General features: G+C 72.8%; 17 protein-coding genes. 4 read left to right on the plus strand and 13 right to left on the minus strand.

The features are described from left to right. The first annotated feature begins 60 nt into the window (after nt 1–60). Complete coding sequence (locus AB4Y78_RS06095) at nt 61–888, plus strand: class I SAM-dependent methyltransferase (RefSeq protein ID WP_441714830.1); 828 nt, start codon at nt 61–63, stop codon at nt 886–888. 7 nt (nt 889–895) lie between these two features. Here the strand turns inward: AB4Y78_RS06095 and AB4Y78_RS06100 are convergent, their stop codons facing one another. From AB4Y78_RS06100 to AB4Y78_RS06120, 5 genes are all read right to left on the minus strand, one after another. Then, entirely contained in the window at nt 896–1,891 is a 996-nt protein-coding gene (locus tag AB4Y78_RS06100; protein ID WP_265229530.1) for a UDP-glucuronic acid decarboxylase family protein, read from the minus strand. 13 nt (nt 1,892–1,904) lie between these two features. Continuing rightward, entirely contained in the window at nt 1,905–2,948 is a 1,044-nt protein-coding gene (locus AB4Y78_RS06105; protein WP_306512738.1) for a DUF3068 domain-containing protein, read from the minus strand. A gap of 110 nt (nt 2,949–3,058) precedes the next feature. Then, nucleotides 3,059–3,679 (minus strand): D-glycero-alpha-D-manno-heptose-1,7-bisphosphate 7-phosphatase, encoded by a 621-nt coding sequence (locus AB4Y78_RS06110; protein ID WP_202865257.1) that lies wholly within the window; start codon nt 3,677–3,679, stop codon nt 3,059–3,061. Beyond that, nucleotides 3,625–4,233, minus strand: coding sequence for a D-sedoheptulose-7-phosphate isomerase (locus tag AB4Y78_RS06115; protein ID WP_441714827.1), 609 nt, complete (start codon nt 4,231–4,233; stop codon nt 3,625–3,627). Before AB4Y78_RS06115 ends, AB4Y78_RS06110 begins: the two co-directional genes overlap by 55 nt. After that, nucleotides 4,230–5,273 carry a GHMP family kinase ATP-binding protein gene (locus AB4Y78_RS06120; protein ID WP_007928402.1) on the minus strand — a complete coding sequence of 348 codons (1,044 nt, stop codon included), beginning with the start codon at nt 5,271–5,273 and terminating at the stop codon, nt 4,230–4,232. Before AB4Y78_RS06120 ends, AB4Y78_RS06115 begins: the two co-directional genes overlap by 4 nt. Before the next feature lie 56 nt (nt 5,274–5,329). Between AB4Y78_RS06120 and AB4Y78_RS06125 the strand changes: the two genes are divergently transcribed. Further along, nucleotides 5,330–6,529 carry an acyltransferase family protein gene (locus AB4Y78_RS06125; protein ID WP_306512743.1) on the plus strand — a complete coding sequence of 400 codons (1,200 nt, stop codon included), beginning with the start codon at nt 5,330–5,332 and terminating at the stop codon, nt 6,527–6,529. Here the strand turns inward: AB4Y78_RS06125 and AB4Y78_RS06130 are convergent. The 3 genes from AB4Y78_RS06130 to AB4Y78_RS06140 are packed head-to-tail and all read right to left on the minus strand — an operon-like array spanning nt 6,420 to nt 12,018. Then, nucleotides 6,420–10,457 (minus strand): alpha-(1->3)-arabinofuranosyltransferase, encoded by a 4,038-nt coding sequence (locus AB4Y78_RS06130; protein WP_265229535.1) that lies wholly within the window; start codon nt 10,455–10,457, stop codon nt 6,420–6,422. The two genes, AB4Y78_RS06125 and AB4Y78_RS06130, sit on opposite strands and share 110 nt — an antisense overlap. Beyond that, entirely contained in the window at nt 10,454–11,176 is a 723-nt protein-coding gene (locus AB4Y78_RS06135) for a class I SAM-dependent methyltransferase (RefSeq protein WP_040881396.1), read from the minus strand. The genes AB4Y78_RS06130 and AB4Y78_RS06135 overlap by 4 nt, the downstream gene beginning before the upstream one ends. Nucleotides 11,177–11,190: 14 nt before the next feature. Then, nucleotides 11,191–12,018: a class I SAM-dependent methyltransferase gene (locus AB4Y78_RS06140; RefSeq protein ID WP_007928380.1), complete on the minus strand. Its 828-nt coding sequence runs from the start codon at nt 12,016–12,018 to the stop codon at nt 11,191–11,193. 100 nt (nt 12,019–12,118) lie between these two features. On the opposite strand from AB4Y78_RS06140, the gene AB4Y78_RS06145 reads away from it, so the two are divergent. Next, complete coding sequence (locus tag AB4Y78_RS06145) at nt 12,119–13,357, plus strand: glycosyltransferase family 4 protein (protein WP_007928378.1); 1,239 nt, start codon at nt 12,119–12,121, stop codon at nt 13,355–13,357. A 74-nt stretch (nt 13,358–13,431) separates the two neighbouring features. On the opposite strand, the gene AB4Y78_RS06150 is transcribed toward AB4Y78_RS06145, so the two are convergent. From AB4Y78_RS06150 to AB4Y78_RS06170, 5 genes are all read right to left on the minus strand, one after another. Then, on the minus strand, nt 13,432–13,584 hold the full coding sequence (locus tag AB4Y78_RS06150) for a DUF2613 family protein (RefSeq protein ID WP_157986938.1): 153 nt from the start codon (nt 13,582–13,584) through the stop codon (nt 13,432–13,434). 89 nt (nt 13,585–13,673) lie between these two features. After that, nucleotides 13,674–15,353 carry a hypothetical protein gene (locus AB4Y78_RS06155; protein ID WP_007928376.1) on the minus strand — a complete coding sequence of 560 codons (1,680 nt, stop codon included), beginning with the start codon at nt 15,351–15,353 and terminating at the stop codon, nt 13,674–13,676. 1 nt (nt 15,354) lies between these two features. Continuing rightward, nucleotides 15,355–16,464 carry a glycosyltransferase family 4 protein gene (locus AB4Y78_RS06160; RefSeq protein ID WP_007928374.1) on the minus strand — a complete coding sequence of 370 codons (1,110 nt, stop codon included), beginning with the start codon at nt 16,462–16,464 and terminating at the stop codon, nt 15,355–15,357. Next, entirely contained in the window at nt 16,461–17,288 is an 828-nt protein-coding gene (locus AB4Y78_RS06165; protein WP_259912232.1) for a glycosyltransferase family 2 protein, read from the minus strand. Before AB4Y78_RS06165 ends, AB4Y78_RS06160 begins: the two co-directional genes overlap by 4 nt. Beyond that, nucleotides 17,275–21,534, minus strand: a complete 4,260-nt coding sequence (locus AB4Y78_RS06170) for an alpha-(1->3)-arabinofuranosyltransferase (protein ID WP_259912234.1) — start codon at nt 21,532–21,534, stop codon at nt 17,275–17,277. Before AB4Y78_RS06170 ends, AB4Y78_RS06165 begins: the two co-directional genes overlap by 14 nt. Nucleotides 21,535–21,659: 125 nt before the next feature. Between AB4Y78_RS06170 and AB4Y78_RS06175 the strand changes: the two genes are divergently transcribed. Continuing rightward, on the plus strand, nt 21,660–22,880 hold the full coding sequence (locus tag AB4Y78_RS06175; RefSeq protein ID WP_441714821.1) for a hypothetical protein: 1,221 nt from the start codon (nt 21,660–21,662) through the stop codon (nt 22,878–22,880). Nucleotides 22,881–22,887 lie beyond the last annotated feature (7 nt).

Genomic DNA, 22,887 nt, shown 5'->3' on the forward strand with positions numbered 1-22,887 from the left:
CATCCTAGGGCCCGCCGGCGAAGGGAGCAAAGCCGGCCTCGTCGGCTAGCGTCCGGAGCCATGGACGAGCACGAGGTCGAGTACACCGAGGCGATCACCCGGCGCGAGAGCGGCCAGGCGGAGACGGTCTCGGCCAACCGCGGCTGGTGGGACCGGGAGGCGTCCGACTACCTCACCGAGCACGGCTCCTTCCTCGGCGACGCCGACCTCGTGTGGGGTCCGGAGGGATGGTCCGAGGACGACCTGCACGTGCTCGGCGACCCCGCGGAGCTCGCGAGTCGACGGGTGCTCGAGTTCGGCGGCGGCGGCGCCCAGGGCGCCCGCTGGTGCGCCGCCCGCGGCGCGACCGTCGTCTCGACCGACCTCTCGGGCGGCATGCTCGCGACGGCCCGGCTCCTCGATGCCCGCACCCCCGGGCCGGCACCCGCCCTCGCCCAGGCCGACGCGACGCGCCTCCCCTTCGCCGACGCCTGCTTCGACGTCGTCTTCTCCGCCTACGGCGCGACTCCCTTCGTCGCGGACTCGGCGGGGCTCATGCTCGAGCTCGCCCGGGTCCTGCGACCGGGCGGGCTGCTCGCCTTCTCCACCTCGCACCCGATCCGGTGGGCCTTCCCCGACGTCCCCGGGTCGGAGGGGCTGACCGCCAACGGCTCGTACTTCGACGAGCGGCCGTACGTCGAGGCGACGTGGGGCGAGGCGAGCTATGTCGAGCACCACCGCACGATGGGGCACCGGATCGCCGAGATCGTCGATGCGGGGCTCGTGCTGCGCGCCGTCCACGAGCCCGAGTGGCCGGCCGACAACCGCGAGGTGTGGGGTGGGTGGTCGCCGCTGCGCGGCGAGCACCTGCCGGGGACGGCGATCTTCGTCGCCACGCGACCGGCGTGACGGGCGGTCAGTGCCCGGCGAGGATGTGAGCGGTCTCCTCGGCCCCGAGCGGCGGCTCGGCGAAGTGCTCTGCCCGCGTCTCGCCCCGGAACCAGTCGATGGTGCGCAGCAGCGCGTCCTCGATCGGCACCTCGGGGTTCCACCCGAGCAGCTCCTCGGCCAGTGCCGTGTCGGGTCGACGGACCGTGGGGTCGTCGACGGGGCGCGGGATGTACTCGATCGTCGAGGAGGACCCGGTGAGTCGGATGATCCACTCGGCGAGATCTTTCATGGAGATCTCGTGCGGGTTGCCGATGTTGACCGGCCCCGCGTGGTCGCTGTCCGCGAGGGCGAGGATGCCCGTGACGAGGTCGTCCACGTAGCAGATGGAGCGGGTCTGCGACCCGTCGCCGGCCACGGTCACCGGCTCGCCCGCCAGCGCCTGACGGACGAAGTTGGGGATCGCCCGACCGTCGTTGGGGCGCATCCGCGGACCGAAGGTGTTGAAGATCCGCACGATGCCCGTGCTGATGCCGTGGGTGTTGCGGTGGGCCAGGGTCATCGCCTCGGCGAACCGCTTGGCCTCGTCGTAGACGCCGCGCGGCCCCACGGGGTTGACGTGCCCCCAGTAGGTCTCGGGCTGCGGGTGCACCGCCGGGTCGCCGTAGACCTCCGAGGTGGACGCGAGGACGAAGCGGGCCCCCTTCGCCCGGGCCAGGGCCAAGGCGTGCATCGTCCCGATGGAGCCGACCTCGAGGGTCTCGATCGGCAGTTTGAGGTAGTCGACCGGACTCGCCGGCGAGGCGAAGTGGAGCACCAGGTCGACGTCACCGTCGACGGAGACGTCACGGGTGACGTCGACCTGGTGGAGCTCGAAGCCCGGCTCGTGCTGCAGGTGCGCGACGTTGGCGGCATCACCGGTGACGAAGTTGTCCAGGGCGACGACCTGGTCGCCCCTCCGGATCAGCCTCTCGCAGAGGTGGGAGCCGAGGAAGCCGGCCCCTCCCGTGACGACGACGCGCATGTGGTGCTGCTCCTCAGTGACCGTGCAGGTCGCGACGCGGGCGGGTCTCGGCGTCCGGCGCGGCCGAGCCGAAGACCGGGTCCTCCCGGTCGTCGACGTAGGCCGGGGCCGGCTCACCGCGACCGCGACGGCCGATGACGAGCGAGAGGAGCAGACCACCCAGCAGGAGCAGCAGACCGAGGATCGTGAAGACGATCGGGAGGGTCGTGTGGACCATGTTGAGCAGCGTGGACTTGGAGCTGTACTCCTCGACGTTCTTGTCGACGGTCTCGGGCGTGAAGCGCGAGGTCGTCTCCAGGGCGTTGAGGGTCTTGCCGTTGTAGCGGAACTCCTGCTTCTGCTCCTCGACGCGGTCGAGGACGACGCCCGTCACCGGTTCGACCCAGAAGGTGCGCTTGTTGGAGTAGTAGCGGTCGGCGTTGACGGCCCCGGAGTCGTCGGCTCCACCGAAGAGGTTGCCGGGCAGCTCACGCTGGGCGTACTTGGTCTCGGGGACCTCCTGCGTGAACTTGTACGTCTTCATGCCCTGCAGGTCCTCCTCGCCCTCGTACTTGACGGGGAAGGACTTACCGACGGTGCTGTCCCACCAGCTGTACTCGTCGGTCGGCTGGGTGTCGAAGGGGAACTTCACGAGGAGGCCGTCGCGCTTGACCTCTTCGCCGTTCTTGGACTCGCCGCAGCAGTTGATGGCCTCGCCGGTGTGCCGGTCGAAGACATACACCTCGGTGCTGCCGTCCATCGGGATGTTGTCACCGTTGTTGTCGCTGACCTGGCCGCTGTTCCATACGGCGACGTCCCTGCCGGACTCCTCGGAGGCCTGCTCGGCCGCGTCCGGGTCGCCGATGATGCGGGCCGTCGTCGTCAGCTCGCCCTGGCCGGGCTTGACGTTGTCCGCGTCGAAGAACTTGGCGTCGGGGTCCTGGACGATCTGCGTCGTGTTCTGGTCGTTGGGGACGACCGCCAGCTTGGGATAGGCATAGAACCGAAAGAGCAGCCCCATGGTGAGGATGAACGCTCCGACAGCCATGATGATCGCCGGCAGCAGGTACTTGCGCACGAGAGAACCCTCCTTGGTCCTGAATAACTTACCGGACAGTAGCACCTCGTGAGCGCCGCCTCCGTCCGGGCACAGCCTAGGGGACGTGGCCTTCGCCACGTCGGACGTCGTCAGGCGTCGCGTCGGGGCCCCGGACCCCCGAGGACGCGGGCGACGACCTCACCGAAGGGCCGGTCCGGACCCACCCTCTCGGTCCGCATCCCGAGACCGCGCGCGGGCTCGAGATCCGACGGCATGTCCCCGATCATCAGGCACCGGCGCGGGTCGGCCCAGGGCGCTCGCGCGAGCGCCTCGCGGAAGAGCCCGTCGAAGGGTTTGCGACACGAGCACTCCCCCTCGTCGTGCGGGCAGACCGCGACAGCGTCGACGCGCCCGTCGGCGGCGGCGAGGTCCTGCGCCAGCCGTGCGTGGACGGCCTCGAGGTCCGTCCGCGACAGCAGGCCCCTCGCGACCCCGCGCTGGTTGGTCACGACGACGACCGGGCAGCCGAGCGCCGCCAGCCGGCCGACACCGGCCGCCGCCCCCGGCAGCAGCTCCAGCTCGTCGGGCCGCGTCACGTAGCCCCCCTCGATGCGCACGTTGAGCGTGCCGTCGCGGTCGAGCAGGACGAGGTCGAAGGGGGTGCCCTCCCCCGGTCGGCGGAGGGCCTGCGGCCCGAACCACCAGGGCCGAGCGGTCAGGGCGCGTCCTGCATGACGAGGTCGACCGCCTCGGACCAGGCGTGCGCCCACAGCATGTGGACCTCCTGGATGCGGGGCGTCTGGGACGACGGCACGACGAGCAGGTGGTCGGCCAGATCAGCCTGCCCCGCTCCCTTCGAGCCGGTCATGAGGATCGTGGCGAGGCCGCGGCTGCGCGCCTCGGCGAGGGCGGCCACGACGTTGGGGCTCGTCCCCGACGTCGACATGGCGAGGAAGACGTCTCCGGGGCGACCGAAGGCCTGCACGCCCCGGAGGAAGACCTGGTCGAAGCCGTAGTCGTTGCCGATCGCGGTGAGCGACGAGTGCGACTCGGCGAGGCTGATCGCCGGCAGCGGGTGCCGGTCGTGGATGCACTTGCCGAGGAACTCCGCGGCCACGTGGCTGGCGATCGCGGCCGAGCCACCGTTGCCCGCGACGAGCAGGGTGCGCCCGGACTGCAGGGCGGCCACGACGACCCGGCCGGCGGCCTCGACCTGCTCGCGCACCGTCGGCTCCGCGACCTGGCGGGCCAGCTCCGCCCAGGCGGCGATGCCCTCGTCGAGCTGCTGCGTCACCAGGGAGGCTGCTGCCTCGGTCCCTGTCATTGCTGTCCCTTCCAGGTCGTCACGCCGTGCTTGGTGAAGGTGAACTCCGAGACCGACAGCCCCAGGGTGATGAGCTCGTCTGCGACGAGGTGCCTCTTCTCGAACTCGCAGATGAAGATCATGTGACCGCCGCCGCCGGCACCGGTCACCTTGCCCCCCAAAGCGCCTCGGGCGAGGGCCCGCTCGACGGCCTCGGAGATCAGAGGGGTCGTGATGCGCGAGGACATCCGCTGCTTCTCCTGCCAGGCCTGCCCGAGCAGGTGGCCGATCTCGTCGACCCGGCCGCGCAGCAGCGCGACGCGCATGGCATCGGCGAGGTCACGCTGGGCGCGCAGGCCCGCTACGGCGTCCTCGTTGCCCGTCTCGTAGCGGGAGACCTGGTCCTCGATGATGTGGTCGCTCACCCGGGTGCGCCCCGTGTACGCGAGCAGCATGTTGTGCTCGAGCTCGTGCACGGTGTCCTGGCGCACGCGCAGCGGGTTGACGACGACGTCGCCGTCCTGGCGGAACTCCATGAAATTGAAGCCGCCGAAGGCCGCGGCGTACTGGTCCTGGTAACCACCGGGGATCTGCAGGTCCTCCCGCTCCAGGCGGTAGGCGAGCTCGGCGATCTCGTGCGGACCGAGGTCGAGCCCGCAGTGCCGGGCGACGAGGTCGATGACGGCCACCATGACCGCGCTCGAACTGCCGAGGCCGGACCCGGGCGGTGCGTTGGTGTGCAGGAAGAGGTCGAAGCCGTCGGAGCGGATCGCGCCCTCGAGGGTCATGATGCGCGCGATCGCGGCCTTGGGCAGGTCGAGCGTGCCGTCGAGGACGAAGGGGGTCCCCACGTCGTACCCGATGGAGGTCCCGTAGTCGTGGGACTCGACGGTGATGTGCCCGTCGGTGCGCGGCCGGAGGGTGGCGTAGGCGTAGCTGCCGATGGTGGCACTGAGCACGGCCCCGCCCTCCCGCTGGGGGAAGGGGGCGACGTCGGTGCCGCCACCTGCGAAGCTCACCCGCAGGGGTGCGCGAGCACGCAAGACGGGACGCGCGGTCATGGAAGTCCTCTCCCCGAGTGGATCTCAGCAATTATTACTGCATGGTAGGTGACGAGATGGATGGCGCGAAGGCCCGACCGGGACGGATCCTCGGGCTCGACGCGCTGCGCGCCGTCGCGGCCTGGCTGGTGCTGCTCTCGCACGTCGCCTTCTGGACCGGCGCCGGCGCCGAGGGCATCATCGGTGGGCTGGCGGTGCGGGGCGAGCTCGGCGTCGCGATCTTCTTCGCCCTGTCCGCGTACCTGCTGTCGACCCCCTTCGTCCGGCGGGCACTGGGCGGCCACGTCGTGTGGTCGCTCCCCCGCTACCTCGTGCGGCGGGCGGCGCGGATCCTGCCCGGGTACCTGCTGGCCCTGGCCTTCGTCGTCGCGGTGGCCGCCCTGCTCGGCGGCGCCGCAGCGAGTGCGCTGGACGTGCCCACCGTCCTCGTGCACCTCGTCATCGGCCAGGGCCTGACCGGTGAGACCTTCCAGGCCTTCACCCAGACGTGGAGCCTCACGACCGAGGTGACCTTCTACCTGCTGCTCCCCCTCGCGGCCCTCGTGGCCGCACCACTGGTCCGCGGGGTGCAGGCGGCCCCGAGCGCGCGCCGGCTCCTCGGGCTGTGCGCGGTGGTGGCGCTCGTCGGGATCGGCTTGCAGGGGGTCGCGGCGCTCGTGCCGGACGCACGGTGGGGCGGTCTGCTCGCGACGAGCGCTGCGGGTCATGCCGCGTGGTTCGCCGTCGGTGTCGCCGTCGCCGTCCTCGTCGAGTCCGAGCGGGCCGGCTGCGGCCCCCGGTCGCCCCTCGTGGAGGTGCTGCGCACGAGCCCGGGGACGCTGGCCCTGCTCGCCCTCGTGCTCTGGGTGGTGGCGTCCACCCCCGTGGCAGGACCACGTGGCCTGGAGGCCACGACCGGGTCCGAGGCCGTCGCCGCAGAGGTCCTCTACGGACTCGTCGCCGCGTGCCTGCTCCTGGCGGGCACCTCGCGCGGTCTGACCGAGTCGCTCGCCGCCTCCCCCGTCGCGGGGGTGCTGCGCTGGGCCGGGGACATCTCCTATGCCGTCTTCCTGTGGCACGTCCTCGTGCTCCAGGTCGTCTTCGCGGCCCTCGACCTGCGGCTCTTCTCCGCCCCCTTTGCCTCGGTGCTGCTGCTCGTCACGGTCGTCAGCGTGGGTCTGGGTCACCTGTCGTGGACGCTGCTGGAGCGTCCGGTCCTCGATCGGGCACACCGGACCACGGCCGCACGAGAGCAGCAGCCAGCACCCCGAGCGTGAGGGCACCCAGGAGCTGGGAGGCGTGCGCGCCGGCCGACTGCCGCTCCGCGACCCCGAGGACGGTGAGCGCCACGCCGGCGCCGACGAGCACGACCGAGACGACCAGGGCGCGGCCGCGCACGGGCACGAGCGCGCCGACGGCTCCCGCCAGGGCGCCCGCCCACCCCGCGACGAGCAGCCCGACGACGGCACCGCAGGCGACCCCGAGCACCCGGACCACCCAGACCGGCGAGGCGGACCCGCTCACGGTCTCGCACGACCCGGGCTGGGCCACCACGGGCTCCGGCGCGCCCCCCGACACCTCGGGTGGCTCCTCGTCGGTGACACGACGACGCAGCAGCAGCTCGACGAACCCCCAGAGGAGCAGGAAAACCACGAGTGCGGCGCCCACCGCCAGCGCGGCCCGGTGCTGCGCGTTGGGCACGAAGTCGACCTCGACCCGGGTCGCGGCCCCCTCGGGAAGGACGAAGCCCTGCCGCCAGCCGTCGACCGTCACCGGCTCGAGCTCACGACCGTCCGGGTCGGTGGCGCGCCAGCCGTCGTTGGCCCCCTGATGCAGCACGAGCACCGACTCGTCCCCCGCCCCGACGTCGAGCGTCCACGACCCCGTGTGCGCGCGCTGCGCGGAGACCGTGCGAGAGGGTGCCACCTCGGTCCGGGTCCACCCGACCGGGGTGAGGGTGATGCGCTCGGGCACGAGACCGCCGGCCGCCGCCGCGGTGATCGAGCCGTCACCGTCGGGCAGCTCACCGCACGGCGTTGCATGGACTGGCTCGCCCCGCACCAGCGAGCGCCGGGCCGCAGTGAGGGAGAGCCCGATCCGGCCGTCGTCACGCCCGACCTGGCCGGCCTCGTTGCACGCGAGCGTGACCTGCTCCGACAGGGCCGGCCCGCCCGCGAGCGACACCTCGGGCGCGGTCCAGTCCGCCCGACCTGGAGGTCGGGTGAAGGTCAACGACAGCGTCCGGGTCCGCTGCGTCGGGATCGTCAGGGTCCGGCCGGTGGGCAGGACGTACCGCCCGCCGTCAGTGGCCACGGTCACGGGGCCGGCCTCGCGGTCCAGCGTGATCGTCGAGATCTCGGCGGCGGCTCCCAGGTCGAGGGCGAGCACCGGTGCAGCGGCTCCCGCCGAAGGGCGCCAGCGTGTGGCGGGGTCACCGTCGAGCGCGGCGACCGGCCAGCTGGTGAGCCCCGCCGAGGACTCGCTCTCGTCGGGAGGGGTGCTGCCCGTGAGCGACCACGGTGCGGCGGCGGTCTCCTGACCGGAGGCATCGGGACGCACCCGCACCGATGCCGAGACGGTCGTCCGGGGCAGCGGCCCGACGCGCCGGACGAGGTCCGCCGGGTCCTCACCGAGGGCGAGGTCGCTGCCTCCTCTGGGGTCGCGCGTCAGGAGGACCGGCCCCGGCCCCGACGGGACCTCCAGACCCGAGCTGGCCCGGGAGGCCCCTTCGAGCTCGACCTCGCGCACACCCACCGGGGACTGCGTCGTGGCCGCGGGGTCATGCGTCCCGGTGAGCTCGATGGTGATGCTGCGTCGCTCCCGCCCGTCGAGCGGGACCCGCCAGGTCATCGTGCCCTCGGGCTTGATGCCGTCGCTGCCGTCGACCTCGACGGACGTGAGTGTCGCGAGATCACCGCCCCACGCCTCGTGGACGACGACCGCATCGGGTCGGGACCCGGCTGGCAGGTCGAGCGTGATCGTCTGCCAGAGCTCGCCGTCGCCGCTGACCCAGGCGGTCCGCGGGTCGCCGTCGACCATCGCCGCCGGCCCGCTGCCGGCACTGCGCCACGCGGACGCGAAGGGGTCGGCAGCGCTCGACCCGACCGAGATCCCGTCGACGCCGCTCCAGAACCGCACCGTGCGGCCGGTCGTGGCACCGCCGGGCTCCAGGTCGCGGGTGCCCACGACGGAGGGCGACGGGTCGTCCCCCGCCACGGTGGGCCCGTGACCCCGGGCCGGGGGCCGGCCCGAGTTGAGCGGCTGCCAGCGCAGGGTGTCGGTGCGCACCTCGGCGTCCGCGCCGTCGGCGAGCGTGGTGACGGCGTCGGGGTCGAGGAGCCCGGAGGCGACGAGCGCGAACCACGCCTCCGGTGAGGCGGCGACCGGGACGACCCCGGAGGTCGGGACGGTCGTCGCCGGCACCGCCGACTCGTCCAGCCGCCAGACGCTGATCCGGTCGGGTCCGTCACCCACCGAGGAGACGAGCGTGATGCCGGGGCTGGCTGCCAGGGTCTCGGCCACCTGCTCGGAGTCCACGGCGCCGACATCTGGGTCGAGGCCGCCGCGGACGACCACCCGGCTCACCCCCATGCGGCGCAGGCCGGCGGCGAGCTCGGGTTGACTGCGCCCCGTCGCCGTCATCTCGTCGAGGTGGTCGAGCACCCGGGTGGCGGCGGGGTGCCCCAGCGGGGCGGCCGCTCGGGAGAGCACGGGCGACTCGGCCAGTGCGGAGAGCGGCTCATCGGTGACCCGCCCCCAGGTGAAGTCCGCGGTGCGGGCACCCGGCAGCACGAGCGTCGTCCCGCCGTCGGCGGAGGCGAGGTCGTCGACCTCGGTCGCCACGTCCCGCCAGGCACGCGGCACCCCGTCGGTCGCCCAGGCATCGCCGACCCGGGAGGCCCAGAGCGGCGCCAGCGACCCGACGAGGGCCAGGACCGTCGTCGTCACGACGACCTGTCGGACCACGGGGCCGGCGCCGCGCTCCACACGCGTCGCCCAGTGCGCGACCAGCCCCACCCCGAGCGCGACCGGCAGGCGGACGAGCAGGTCCGCCTTGTGCACGTTGCGGAAGGGGGCCAGCGGCCCGTCAAGCAGGTCCTGCACGAGCGGCGCGAAGGGGCCCGACGAGGCCCCGCTGCGGCCGATCGCCATGGCGACGACCCCGAGGAGGACGAGGGTGATGCCCCAGCGGGTCAGGTGTCGGCCCTCGCCGTCCTCCTCCGCGCTGCCGGCAGCGCGACGCCGCACGAGCCCCGCGAGCCCGAGCCCCGCGATGGTCGTCGTCGCGAGGATGCCGGTGACGGACTGGGCCAGCAGCCACCCGCTCTGCCACGTCGGGTGGTCTCCCGAGGTGAGGATGTAGGCGATCCAGTGGTTGGCCCCGCGCAGGACGTTGGTCACCGAGGCGACCGCGGTGGTGGTCGAGGCCAGCTCGATGTGGTCGAGGAAGGGGTAGGCGTAGCGGCCGAGGACGACGAGCGGCCCGAGCCACCATGCCGACCCGAGTGCGGCCCCCGCGCACCACCACAGGAGGGCTCGTCCCTTGGCCCGACCGCGCGGCGCGAGCACGAGCCAGGCAGCGGCAGGCACCAGGGCGACGAGCGAGACCGTCGCGTTGACCCCACCGAGGCTCGCCGCGAGCAGACCGGTGACGACCGCGGCACGACGTCGGTGCGCTGGCCCGGCACCCGGTGCCACGGCGCGGGCTGCGGCGAGCAGCAGCCACGGCGCGAGGGCCTGCGGCCACACCTCGACCGAGATCTCCGACAGGACGGTGAGCACGCGCGGCGACAGCGCGAAGACCATGCCGACGAGCAGCGCAGGAACTGTCGTCAGCCCGGCCAGCCGCCGCGCCACCCGCTCGGCGCCGACGAAGGAGACGACGAGCAGGAGCATCCACCACACCCGCTGCGTCACCCACGCCGGCATGCCGACGGCGTCCCCGGCGAGGAAGAGCGAGCCCATCGGCCAGAGGTAGCCGTAGGCCTGGTTCTGCAGCTCACCGATCCCGGTGTGGTCGTTCCACGCCCACAGGGCCCGCCCGAGATAGCGCCCGGGCGAGATGATGAGGTCGCTCTTGGTGTCCGGCTGGATCATGCCCGGGGCGATGAGCCACGGCAGGACCGCGACGAGCAGGGTCGCCGTCCACCGCTGCACGCGCTCCCGGACCGCATCGACCCGTACCGGGTCCGGCGCCTGCGTCATCGGCGCCGCAGGATGAGCAGCAGGTTCCAGGTGACGACCTCGCGCAGGCCCGGCACGCGCAGGATGTGGGCCGCGGCGTCCGGCAGGTACCGCGGGCGGGCCGCGAGGACGTCGGCGTCCGCTCCCTTCGCCCACTCCAGTCCCTGGCGCACGCTGACGCGGTAGAGGGTCTCACCGACGCGGTTCTTGGGCGGGTGCCCGTGCTTGCGCTCGTAGCGCGCGATCGCCCGCTCGCCGCCGAGCCAGTGCCACGGCGAGGTCTCGTGACCGCCCCAGGGCGAGAGCCAGTTGGTGTACGACAGGAAGACCAGGCCGCCGGGCCGGGTCACCCGCAGCAGCTCGTCGGCGACCGCCTCCGGGTCGGGCACGTGCTCCCACATGTTGCTCGAGAAGACGACGTCGACGCTGCCGTCGGCCAGGGGCAGGCGAAGGGCGTCGCCCACCACTCCCCCGTCCCGCACCGACGGCACGCTGGCATCGTGGTCGACCGGCACGTACCGCGCGCCCGCCGCACGGAAGGCGTGGGCGAACTCGCTCGGGCCCGCACCGACGTCCAGGACCGTGCGCCCCCGGAGCTCGGTGTGCTCGCGCAGCAGCGCGATCGAGTCCTCCGCGAGCTCCGAGTAGAAGCGCTCGGGATCGCTCTGCTCGACGAGGAAGGCGGAGAAGAGCCGCGCCGACCGGCGCAGGCCACGGCGGGTCGGCAGGTCGGAGGTCATCGGCACGCCCCCCATCATGGACGACGGGCCAGCAGCTGCAGCGTCGGGCGGGAGCGCGGGCTCACCAGACGCTGGGCCACGACGAGCGGGAGGCTCGCGACGGCGCCGGCGAGGACGGGCCGCGCACCGAGCACCCCTCGGGGTCGCGAGCCCGGGCGCAGCGCCCGCGCGATGCTCGCGGCGTCCACGCTCAGGCTGTCGAGGAGCAGGCGACGGACCTCGACGTCGACGAAGCCCGCCTCCCGCGCCGCCCGGGCGAGGGAGGCGGCCGTGAAGAAGCGGATGTGGGTCGGGTCCTCGAGCATCCACCAGGCCGCGCCGTACCGCTCCACGCCGGAGCTGTCGCCCGCAGGCGTGATGAAGCTCGCCCGGCCGCCCGGCCGCAGCAGGTCGTACGAGGCCCGCAGCGCGATGTGCGGGTCCACGACGTGCTCGAGCACGTGGATGCCGTAGACGAGGTCCTGGTCGCCGGGCAGGCGGGAGACGTCCTCGATGCCGCCGGTGCGCAGGTCCCCCTCGGCCCGGACCCGCTCGTCGACGTCGATGCCGAGCTGATCGGGGTCGACGCCGGCCACGCTGGCCCCGTCGTCGAGGAAGCGCCGCAGCATCGAGCCGGCGCCGAAGCCCACCTCGAAGACGCGGTCGGGCACGCCGTCGCGCACGAGCTCGCGGTAGGTGAGGTCCAGCCTGATGCGGTCGAGCGTCGGCTCGCCGCCGTAGGCAAGGTCCCGGTGGTCCGCAGGGCAGCGCTCGAGGTCGCGCAGGAGGTGCCCGCAGGTCTGGCACTTCTCGAGCACGCACCCCCCGCGGATCGCCTGGCCGCGCACGTCGCTGCCGCACACCTCACACACGTTCCGGGGGCCGGCACCTACCGTTGGGTAACTCACAGCGTTAGCCTATCCGTCGGTGCCGCGGGTTCCACGCGGCCGACGAGGAGAGACGATGACGCGCAGCGTGGCCACCCCGAAGGACCGTCTTCGGGTGCTCTACCTGTCTTGGCGTGACCGGGAGAACCCGGAGGCCGGCGGGGCAGAGACCTTCACCGAGCGGACGTCCGAGGTCCTCACCGACCTCGGTCACCAGGTGACCATCTTCACAGCGTCCTTCCCGGGGGCCAGCCCCCGCACCCGGCACGGCGACGTCGACGTCGTGCGCCGCGGCTCGAAGTTCAGCGTCTACCTCCACGGCATGTGGCACGTCCTGCGACACGGCCGTGACTACGACGTCATCCTCGACGTGCAAAACGGCGTGCCCTTCTGGGCCCCCCTCGTCACCAGGGTGCCGGTCGTCAACATCGTCCACCACGTCCACCGCGACCAGTGGGACGCCGTCTTCGGTGCCAAGGTCGCGCGCCTCGGCTGGTTCCTCGAGTCGCGGGTGGCCCCCTTCGTCTACCGGCGCAGCCGCTACGTCACGGTCTCGAAGTCGACCCGCGACGAGCTCGCCACCCTCGGCGTGGACCCCGCGCGCGTCGACCTCGTCTACTCCGGCAACGACCGGCCACGCGACCTCGACACCTACGCGCGCCTCGAGCGCACCGAGGTGCCGACGATGCTCTTCCTCGGCCGGCTCGTGCCGCACAAGCACGTCGAGCAGGCCGTCGACATCCTCGCCTCCCGGGCCGAGACGCACCCCGACCTCGAGCTGCACGTCGTCGGCGGCGGCTACTGGGAGGCCGAGATCGCCGAGCACGCCCGCGCCCGCGGGGTGAGCGACCGCGTCCACCTGCACGGCTTCGTCGAGGAGTCGCGCAAGCACGAGCTCCTCGCCCGCGCTTGGGTCGTCGTCATGCCCTCGCACAAGGAGGGGTGGGGCCTGACGATCGTCGAGGCCGGCCTGCACGCGACACCGGCCGTGGCCTACAGCTTCGCCGGGGGCCCGAGCGAGTCGATCGTCCACGGTCGCACCGGGTTGCTCGCCGACTCCGTCGAGGACTTCGAGGAGCACGTCATCACCCTCGTCGACGACGCCCGGCTGCGGCGCACCCTGGGTCGCACGGCACGCCTGTACGCGAGCTCCTTCGACTGGGTCCGCGCCGGCCACCGGCTCGAGTCCGTCGTGCGCTCCGTGCTCGGTCTGACCGACCGCTACCGGGACGACGTCATCGACCTCGACGCCCTCATCGCCTCGCGCCCGGTCGACGAGCAGGCCACGCCCGAGCTGGAGGCCGTCGCGTCCTGACAGGCCCTGCCCGGGCACGACGAAGGGGGGCCCGCACCGGATCGGTGCGGGCCCCCCTTCGTGCGAGCGCTGGCTCAGCTGTTGTAGTTGATGACCTGCTGGTTTTCCTGCGGCATCGAGGCGCTGCTCTGGACCTGGACGATGCCAAAGATGGCAAGAGCCGCAAGGAGCGCGCCGAGGACGGTCCCGCCGACGTTGTAGGCGATCTTCTTCGAGCCGTTGTTCACTGGGTAGCCCTCCGTGAGCAGATGTCTTTCGCACCACTGTATACCGGCCGGTCACTTGAGGCGAGTCCGTGCGGGGTGTCGTCCACGTCTCACGTGCGGCGGTGGCGCACGACGAGGCCGAGAGCGAGCACGACGGCCAGACCGGTCCCGACGAGACCGAGGCCCCTCAGGCGATCCGGCTCGACGTCGACCTGCTGGGGCGCCCCGAGGTCGGCGACCCGCAGATCACCCACCCGCTGCACGGGGACACCGTCGAGGTCGGGCACGCTCCCGGCAGGGCTGGGCTGATCGGTCTGCACGACGACCCACCGCACCCCGAGGGCCCGGAGCACCGGCACGACGTCGGCCGGGTCCTGCGCAAGTGCCCGGGTGACCTCGTCGCTCGCCCGGTCCTCCCCCGCCACCGTGCGGTCGCGCAGCGGCAGCCGGTCGTCGGAGACGACGGTCTGCGGCAGCAGCCGGTTCCACGGGTCGAGGACCACGCGATCGTCGTTCCACGCGTACCGCCGGTAGGTGGACCACGGGAAGACCGCCACCGGCTCGCCGCTCGCGGCCAGACGTGTGCTCACGTCGCGCAGCTCGGCCGGGTACTCGACGCTCCCCCACGCCCCCGAGTGCCCCCAGGCGAGCGTAGGGAGCGTGGCCACCGGCCACGCGATCGCGACGAGGAGCAGGGGCACGGGCAACGAGACGCTGGCCATCCGGTCGACGAGGTGGGTGAGGGCCACGACGAGGAGCAGAGCCCACAGCGCGGCGAACTTCTGCCCGTCGCGCAGCAGGCCGCCACCGGGCACCCCGGTGACGACCGCCTCGAGCAGGGACCTCCCTCCGGGCAGCGCGGCGAGCGCGGCGAGCACGAGGCCGACCACCCCGGCGACGGTCGCGGCCCGCGTGCGAGGGTCCCGCCACCACTCGCGCCGGGACCACGAGAGCCCGAGGACCACGACAACGGCCACGAGCGCCGCTGCTGACGCGGGCCATGCCGAGCGCTCGACGAACCACGTCCGGTCGTTCCACAGGCCCCCGCCGAGCACGAGCGACCCCAGGATGCCGAAGGGGGTGTCCGCCGCTGCGGCGAAGGCGGTCGCCCCGCCGGGATCGGCGGCTCTGGACGCGGTGCGCAGGAAGGGCCACCACCAGGCTGCGTTGGCCAGCAGCGCGACCCCGACGACGAGGGCCAGGCTGTGCGCGCGCTCGCGGAGCGAGCCGTCGGCGACGAGCACCGCGACGGCGGCGAGCAGCGTGGCGATGACCCCGGGTGTCGAGCCACCGAGCGCGGCCACGGTCAGCGCGGCGACGAGCAGTGCTCGACGACGCGGAGATCTAGGGCCCGTGGCGGCGACGAGGACCCACGGCAGCACCGCGTAGCCGATGAGGTAACCCCAGTGCCCGATCCCCAGGCGCTCCCCCACCCACGGGTTCCAGGTGAGCAGCACCGCACCGGCGGCAGCGCCCGGCAGCGTCCGCGCGAGGGCACCCGCGCCGGCTCCGCCGACGACGAAGCACCCGAGCAGGACGAGCTTGTGCACGAGCCACCCCGGCAGCACCGTGCCGAGGAGGGCGACGACGAGGTCATTGGGGACCGCACGCGGCACGCTGCCGTCGGTCCCGAGGGTGCGGGCGGACAGCGGCAGATCCGGCACGAAGACGAGGTCGTAGTGGAGCGTGTAGCCGGGCGCGAGCGCCGGGCCGAGGACGACGAGGCCGACGAGGGTGCCCACGAGCGACCCGACGACGACCGTACGGCGGGCCCCCTTCGTCGCCGTCACGTCAGGCCCGGTGGAGGGACTCGACCTCGGCGAAGGCCTGCCCCATCGCGACGCACTGCGTCGGCAGGTCGTGGTGGGTCAGGGCGTGCTGCCGGTTGGCCCGGCCGACGTCGGCCCGCAACCCCGGGTCCCGCAGGAAGTGCAGGAGGGAGTCGGCCAGGGCCTCGGCCGAGTCCTCGACGAGCCGGTTGGGCGGCTGGACGGCCTCGTCGTTGGTCCCGCAGCGCGTCGTGACGACGGGCAGGCCGCAGGCGAGGGCCTCGAGGTAGGCCAGGCCGAGCTGCTCGGTCCACTTCCACGTGGGCCGCGGAGCCGTGGTGAAGACCGCTGCGCTGCGCATGAGGTCGGCGACGCCCGCCGTGTCGAGCGAGCCGACGAGCTCGACGCCCCGGGCCGGGTCGTGGGCGGCGGCGCGGACCATGGGCTCGAGCGGGCCACGCCCCGCCACCCGCAGGCGGGCCTCGGGGATCTCGCGGCGCACGAGGGTCATCGCCTCGAGGACCCGGTCGATCCCCTTGTTGTCGGCCAGCGGTGAGGCGAAGACGACGACGGGGTCGGTGACCGGCTCGGCGGCGGGGTGGAAGAGCTCGGTGTCGACGCCCGGCTTGACGACCCGGATCAGCTCGTCGTCGAAGCCATTGGCCAGCAGGTGGTCCCGCGCGGCGTCGACCATGCACAGCAGCAGGTCGGCGTCACGGCAGGAGTTCAGGGCCTGCCGGTAGGGCGGCACCTTGTACAAGGGCTGGTCCGGCAGGTTTTCCCAGGTGATGACCGCCTGCAGCGGCCGACGGGCACCGCCGGCCCGGGCGGCCCGCCGCCACCGCGAGGCCTGCCCCGTGACGAGGGAGCACAGCTCGAGCGAGGTCACCCAGTCGTACTCCGCCGGGTCCTGCTCGTCGAGGCCGCGGACCCACGCCAAGGCACCGGCCTCGATGAAGCGCTTGATCGGTCGCGCGTAGGTGCTCGGGATCCAGTCGAGGTCCCCCACCGGCTCCTGCTGGGCCATGGCGCGCACCCGGGTCCCGGGCATCCGGGACATCCAGTACAGCTCGCGCCGGGCCCGCTGGTCCGGGAGTGAGACCCACAGCATGCGGCGCAGGTCGTCGGTCACGACTGCGCCCGGTCCTTGCGTCCGCGACGAGCACCCAGGGCATATCCGCCGGCCTCGAGGGCGCGCAGGGCCACCATGCCGACGGCGTGGGCCGGGTCCTTGAGCAGGCGGCGGTGGTTGCGCGCGTAGGAGCGCAGGACCGCCTTGCCCTGGGCCCCGACGGCACCGTCGTGCTCGGCGGCGAAGGCGGGGATGCTGCGGCCGTAGTAGTAGCGCTTGCTCAGCACGTCACGGACGGTGAGCCGGCCCTCGTCGTGGTCGATGATGATCGGCGCCAGCTCGATGCCGGCGCCGGAGGCGCGCATCTTCATCCGCAGGTCCGCGTCCTCCGGGCCGGACATGTCGGTGTGGAAGGCCCCGTCACCGAGGAGGTAGTCGCGACGGACCAGACGCGGGTTGTGCAGCCACGGGTCGTCGAGGTAGCACTCGCGCTCGAGCGCCCGGCAGGCCGTCCAGAAGCCCTCACCGATCGTGCGCTCCGGCAGGGCGATCCCCGTGGCGCCGGTGGCCCGGGCCGTGTCGAGCGCCAGGGCCACGGCGCGGGGCGGCAGGATCATGTCGCTGTCGAGCCACAGCACCCACGTGCTCGTCGCCGCGTCGATGCCGGTGTTGCGCTGGGCCGAGCGCTCGGGACCTGCGGTGATCACCCGGTCGGCGAACCGACGGGCCACGTCCGGGGTGCCGTCGGTGCTGTGGTTGTCCACGACGATGAGCTCGACCGGGTGGGTCTGCTCGATCACCGAGCGCAGGCAGGCCTCGATCGTGCGGATGTTGTTGCGGGTCGGGACGACGACGGTCACCGAGTCGGGCTCAGGCTGGGCCATGACGCTCCTTGGTCGTGAGGGACTGCAGCTGCTGCTCGGACCTGAGCAGGCCACCGAGGACGGCGAGGACGAGCCCACCCCCGGCAAGTCGGTGCGGCCACATGCTCGCGGAGATGGCGTCGGCGCTGACCTCGCCGCCCGTGTTGCCTGGGCCGACGACGAACCACAGGGCCGCGACGATGACGAGGACCACGCCGGCGTCGATGAGGCGCTCGGCCCGCACCCCGCGCAGCCGCACGAGGGCCACGGCGATCGCCGCGACGAGCAGGCCCGGCCAGCCGACGAGCAGGCCCGAGCCGAGGACGACGAGCGTCTCGACGAGGGCACGGCGGCGGGGGCGGCCGTGGCGGCCCCCGGTCGCGCTCCGGGCCAGCGGGTCGTTGACCGGGTCCTCCTCGGGCTCGACGACCTCCGTGGTCGTCGTCGCGCGGCGCGCCTCGAAGGCGTCGTCGTGATCGTCGGCGAAGTCCGTGCCCGCGCCCGTCTCGGGGGTCGGGGCCGCGGCCGCCTCCTCGCGACGTCGCTGCCGCAGTGACCACAGGTGGGCACCGACGAGGTAGAAGGCGAGGACGAGCACGGTCGTCGACACGAGCAGGGCGATGGTCGCCGAGCGCTGCGGGGCGAAGGAGATCTCGATCTCGTGCGCCTGCGACGGGTCGTCGATGATCCAGCCGACCGAGTAGCCGTCGAGCTGCACCGGCGTGCCGAGGTCCGTGCCGTCCATCGTCGCCGTCCACCGCGAGTCGTACCCCTGGCCGAGGACGACCGCATAGGACCCCTTGCCGGCACCCGTGCGCACCGTGGCTCCACCACCGGCGTGCTGGTCGATCTGGGAGGTCGGCGCGGATGCGGCAGCCGTGGTCTTCAGCCCGGACGTGTCGCGCATGGTGAGGCTGTCGAGGGTCACGTCGTCGACGGGACGCAGCCGGTGCTCGCCCCAGCTGAGATCGAGTCGCTCGCAGCCGACCCATGCGGCACCGACCGAGTCGGAGACCGCGACGGCGGAGGCATCCGCGGGCCGCATGCGCACCGGCTTGCCATCGAGGGTGGCCACCGTGAGGCACCCGCGGGCTGTGCCGGTACGCGCTGCCTGGCCGAGACCGGCGTCGATGGTCGTGAAGCGCGCGTTGGTCGCCTCGTCACCACCACGGGTGTCGGTGACCTCGACGCGGATGCGCTTGCCACGGACCGGACGGTCGAGGGCGACGGTGGAGGTGCCACGGCGTACCGTGCCGGTGCCGGCTGGCTTGCCGTCGACCGTCACCTCGACCTCGCTCGCGAAGCGGGTGTCGTCGGCCGTCGCGCCGAAGCCGTCCGCCTGCGTGATGCGCACCTCGTCGAAGGTCGTCGTGTCGGGGGCGGTGGCCTCCCACCACTCACCCTCCATCCCGCCCCCGGGGACCCACGCCGTCTCCGCGTCGTCGTCGGCAGCACGGGAGGCGCGCAGGTCGGCGTTGTTGAAGAAGACGCTGGCCGAGCGGAAGGTGGGCCCCGTGCTCACGCCACCCAGACGGTCGTAGACCTCCTCCCAGTCGTCGCCGAGGCGCACCTTGGCCGACAGCTGCATCCGCCGGTCGTCGGGGACGGTGAAGTCCCGACGCAGGTCCGACTCGCTGTCGTCGCGGCCGGTGGGGGTGTTGATCACCCGGTTGAGGTAGATGTCGAGGGGCACCTCGCCGAAGGACTGGCGCTCCCGCGGCGTGAGGCGGCTGTACTTCTGGTCGAGGCTGCGCGGCAGCCGGGCCGTGCGCTCGGCGACCTCGTCCGTGCCGAGGTCGATCTCCGAGATGCCGACGAGGTTGAAGCCATCGCCCTTGAGACTCTTGACCTCCAGCCGGGCGGTCCGGGCGTCGACGCCGTCGAGGTCGAGCTGCAGGTCCCCCTTCGCCGGGAAGCGACCCGTCACGCTCCGGCCGCCGGCCGTGAGCTCCACCTCGTCGATGCCCACCGGGCCGAGGTCGGCCTGGCTGATGGTCACGGTGTCGAGACGCTCAGACTGCGGCAGCGTCAGATCCAAGGACATGCCGGGGGCCCGGCGGAAGTCACCGAAGATCCACGACGTGCTCGGATTGCCGTCCACCGCGTTTTCGGCGACGGCACTGGGCATCTCGAAGAAGGTGGCACCCTCCTCGCTGGCCTTCGCGAGGATCCCCGAGCGTCGGAGGACCGTCTGGTCGTCCGGCGTGCCGAGAGCCCGGGTCAGCTCCGGTGTCTCGTCCTCGGTGAGGAGCGGTCCGTTGCCCGACGTCAGGCGGTTGGTGATGGATGCCCTGCGCCGGTTGGTGTCGGTGAGCACGATCCGCCCGGCGTCCTCCACCGCGGTGGCGAAGTCGTCGTCGTCGACATCACTCGTGTAGCGGAAGAGCGGGGTGTCGCGCAGCAGGCCCTCGTCGGTGAGCGGCGGGAGGGCCCATGCGTCCCCGGCGACGAGGAGCGAGCCCTTGGTGGGCGAGACCCGGACCGTCGACACCGGCTCGTCGACGTCGTAGAGCTGCACGGGGTGCAGCAGGCTCTCGCGGTAGTCCTCCGGCGCGATGCTCGGGGGCAGGATGTTGCGCCCTGACTCGCCGAAGTTGGCCTGGCCGAAGAGGCCGGGGTCACCGGCGAGGACCCGGGCCGTCGACCCGGGGCGGGCACCGCCGGCGTCCTCCCACACGATGTCGTGCCGCAGCAGGATCTGGTCGACACCCAGGTAGCGCGCGTAGGTCGACGCCGCCGAGTTGACGCTGGTCTCCGACTGGACCGTGTCGTCGAGCGCGTTGAGGAAGTTGGCACCCCCTGCCGAGGTGCTCGACGTCGTCTCGGGGATGACGGTGTCGCGCGTGATGAGCGAGTTGCTCACGTCGTCGGGCCGCTCCTGGCTCCAGCGGTAGTAGGGACGCACCTGCCCCGGCAGCAGGAGCACCCGGTGGTCGCTCGAGGACTCGTTGACCCGGTCCGCCGCCTGGTGCCAGTAGTCCGGGACGTCGAACTCGGAGATGTAGAGGTTGCCGGTGAAGGCAGGGGCCGCCCAGGCGATGACGAGGACGAAGGCTCCCCCGACGGACAGCTGCCGCAGTCCAGGCACCGCGCGGACCCGGGAGGCGATGTGGTGGGCCCCCAGACCGATCGTCAGCGCGAAGGCGAGCGCGAGGACGGCACCGATCTTGTTGGACGTCCGAAAGGCGACTGCGCCCGGGACGTGCTCGAAGGCCCACTCCATGACGGCCCCAGCGGGCGCCGACGGGTCGCCGGGGAAGAGCCCGACCATGATGACCGCGGCGATCGCGACGCTCACGGCCGCGATGCGCGTCACGGTCGGCGGAGTCCACCTCAGCGACCAGAGGGCCAGCGCCGGCCACAGGACCGTGAGCACCACGACGAAGGCCGCGGTGATGTAGATCGCGTACTGGGGCACCCACGGCCCGGCGTCCGAGCGCCCGTAGAGGGTCCACATGCCCAGGCCGCGCAGGACCTCGAGGTAGGAGCTGACGCGGGCGATGCCGTCGAGGGTCTCCGAGCCCCGCACGACCTGGGCCCCGGTGCCCTGCGCGGCGAAGGAGGGGACGAGCCAGTAGAGCGACAGACCGAGGACGAAGGCACCGCACTTCGCCACGACGGAGGCGACCGCCGACCAACGCAGTGACCACGCCCGCCGCAGGACGAGGACCACCGGGATGGCCATGAGGAGCTGGTAGATCGGGACGACAGCGACGTTCATGCCGCTCATCGCGAAGAAGAGCAGGCCGACGCACGCCGGCCAGACCCATGACGTCGGGTCGCGCAGTGCCTTGATGAGCGCCACGAGCATCCACGGCAGGAGGCACATCGGCAGCGCGATCGCCAGGGTCGACCCCCCGGTCACCGCGTAGGGGTTGGCGAGGAAGACGACGCTCGTGACGAAGACCGACCACGGGGAGACCTTGGGCACGAGCTCGCGCAGCAGACGCCCGGCACCCCGGGCGCCGATGACCCAGAGCACGAAGTGGAAGATCTTGAAGGTCAGCTCGGGCGAGAAGCCGACGAGCCGCAGCAGGGCCGTCCACACGAGGACGGGGACGAGACCGACGTTGAAGTTGGCCGCGCCGAGGTAGGGGGTCGTGCTCCAGGAGGAGAGGTACTGCTGGAGCATCCGCCCGGGCGAGACGTAGACCTCGGGCTTGATGTCGGTGTGGAAGTGCCCATAGGCATTGCCGAAGACGACGAGTGCCAACACCGCCAGGGCTGCCAGATGGGCCGCGCGGAGCGCGGTCGATCGAGCGGGCACGGACTCTCCATCGGCAGGGGACATCGGCGGGACCCGGTGGTCCCGTGGCGAGCAGCGTAACGCGAGAGGGCCCCGACCGTACCCACAGGTAGGGTTGCCGCGTCCGCGGAGGAGAGGGGACGGATGTGAGCGCCTCGGCGGAGCCGAGGACGAAGACGGTGGGCTCGAGCGGCTGGCTGCTCGGGGTCTGCATGGGCCTGAGCAATGTCCTCGGCTATGCCTTCGTCCTCCTGGTGTCCCGATCCCTCGGGCCCGCCGACTTCGGCGCCTTCTCGGCGGTGAACAACACGGCGATCTTCCTCTCCCTGCCGGCGAGCGCCTTCCAGGTCGTCGTGGCCGCCCACCAGGCTCGTGGGCACGCCCACCGCTCCGGCATCGGGCTCTCGCTCGTCGTCGGCGGCACCCTCGCCCTCCTCACCGTGGCTCTGGCTCCCTTCGTCGCCCATGCCTTCCACCTCGGCTCCCCCGCCGCGATGGTGCTCGTCGCGCTGATGATGCCGGCGTACACCCTCACGGGGGCCGCCCAGGGGCTGCTCCTCGGGCACCGCCGGTTCGCCGCCCTCGCGGCGGTCTACGTGGCCATCTCGAGCGCGCGCGTGCTCTCGGCGATCGCCGCCGCGGCCACGGGCGCCGGCGTCGTCGGGGTCTTCGGGTGGCTCGTCCTCGCGGCGTGGGCACCGGCCCTCATGTCGCTGTGGCTCGCCCGTCGACACGTGCAGCGATGGCGTCGGCTCGAGATGGGCCTCGTGCGCGAGCTGCTCACCTCCAACGGCACCCTCGCGGTCCTCCTCGCCATGACGAGCACCGACGTGCTGCTGGCCCGGCACCTGCTCACCGCGCACGATGCGGGGGCGTACGCCTTCGCCGGCCTCTTCGGCAAGGTCGTCTTCTGGGGCACCCAGTTCGTGGCGCTCACGCTCGTGCCGGTCGCCAGCCGCGGGTCCGGGCGCCGGCCGGTCTTCGCCGCCCTCGGCCTGGTCCTCGGGCTGGGCGCCGTCGGGATCCTGGTCGTCGGGGTCGTGCCCGAGCAGCTCGTCCGCGTCCTCGGCGGCACCGAGTACCTCGATGCGGCCGGGTTGCTGCCCGCCTTCACCGCCCTCGGGACGCTCTGGGCCCTCTGCCAGGTCCTGCTCTTCGCCGAGATGGCCCGCGGTCACCGCGGGCTGACCGTCGTGGCCCTCGCAGGGACCCTTGTGGGCGCCGGCGCCCTGCTGCTCGGCGACGTCACCACGGTCTCCCCGGTCGTCGGCACGTACGCCGGCGTCGCGGCACTCGTCGCCCTCATGGGCAGCGCCCGGCTCGTCCTCCGTGGAGGCGAGCCGGGCGCCGAGGTGGACCGCCCCTGAGAGGTCG

Source organism: Janibacter sp. RAF52, from assembly GCF_052114035.1.
Lineage (GTDB): Bacteria > Actinomycetota > Actinomycetes > Actinomycetales > Dermatophilaceae > Janibacter > Janibacter hoylei.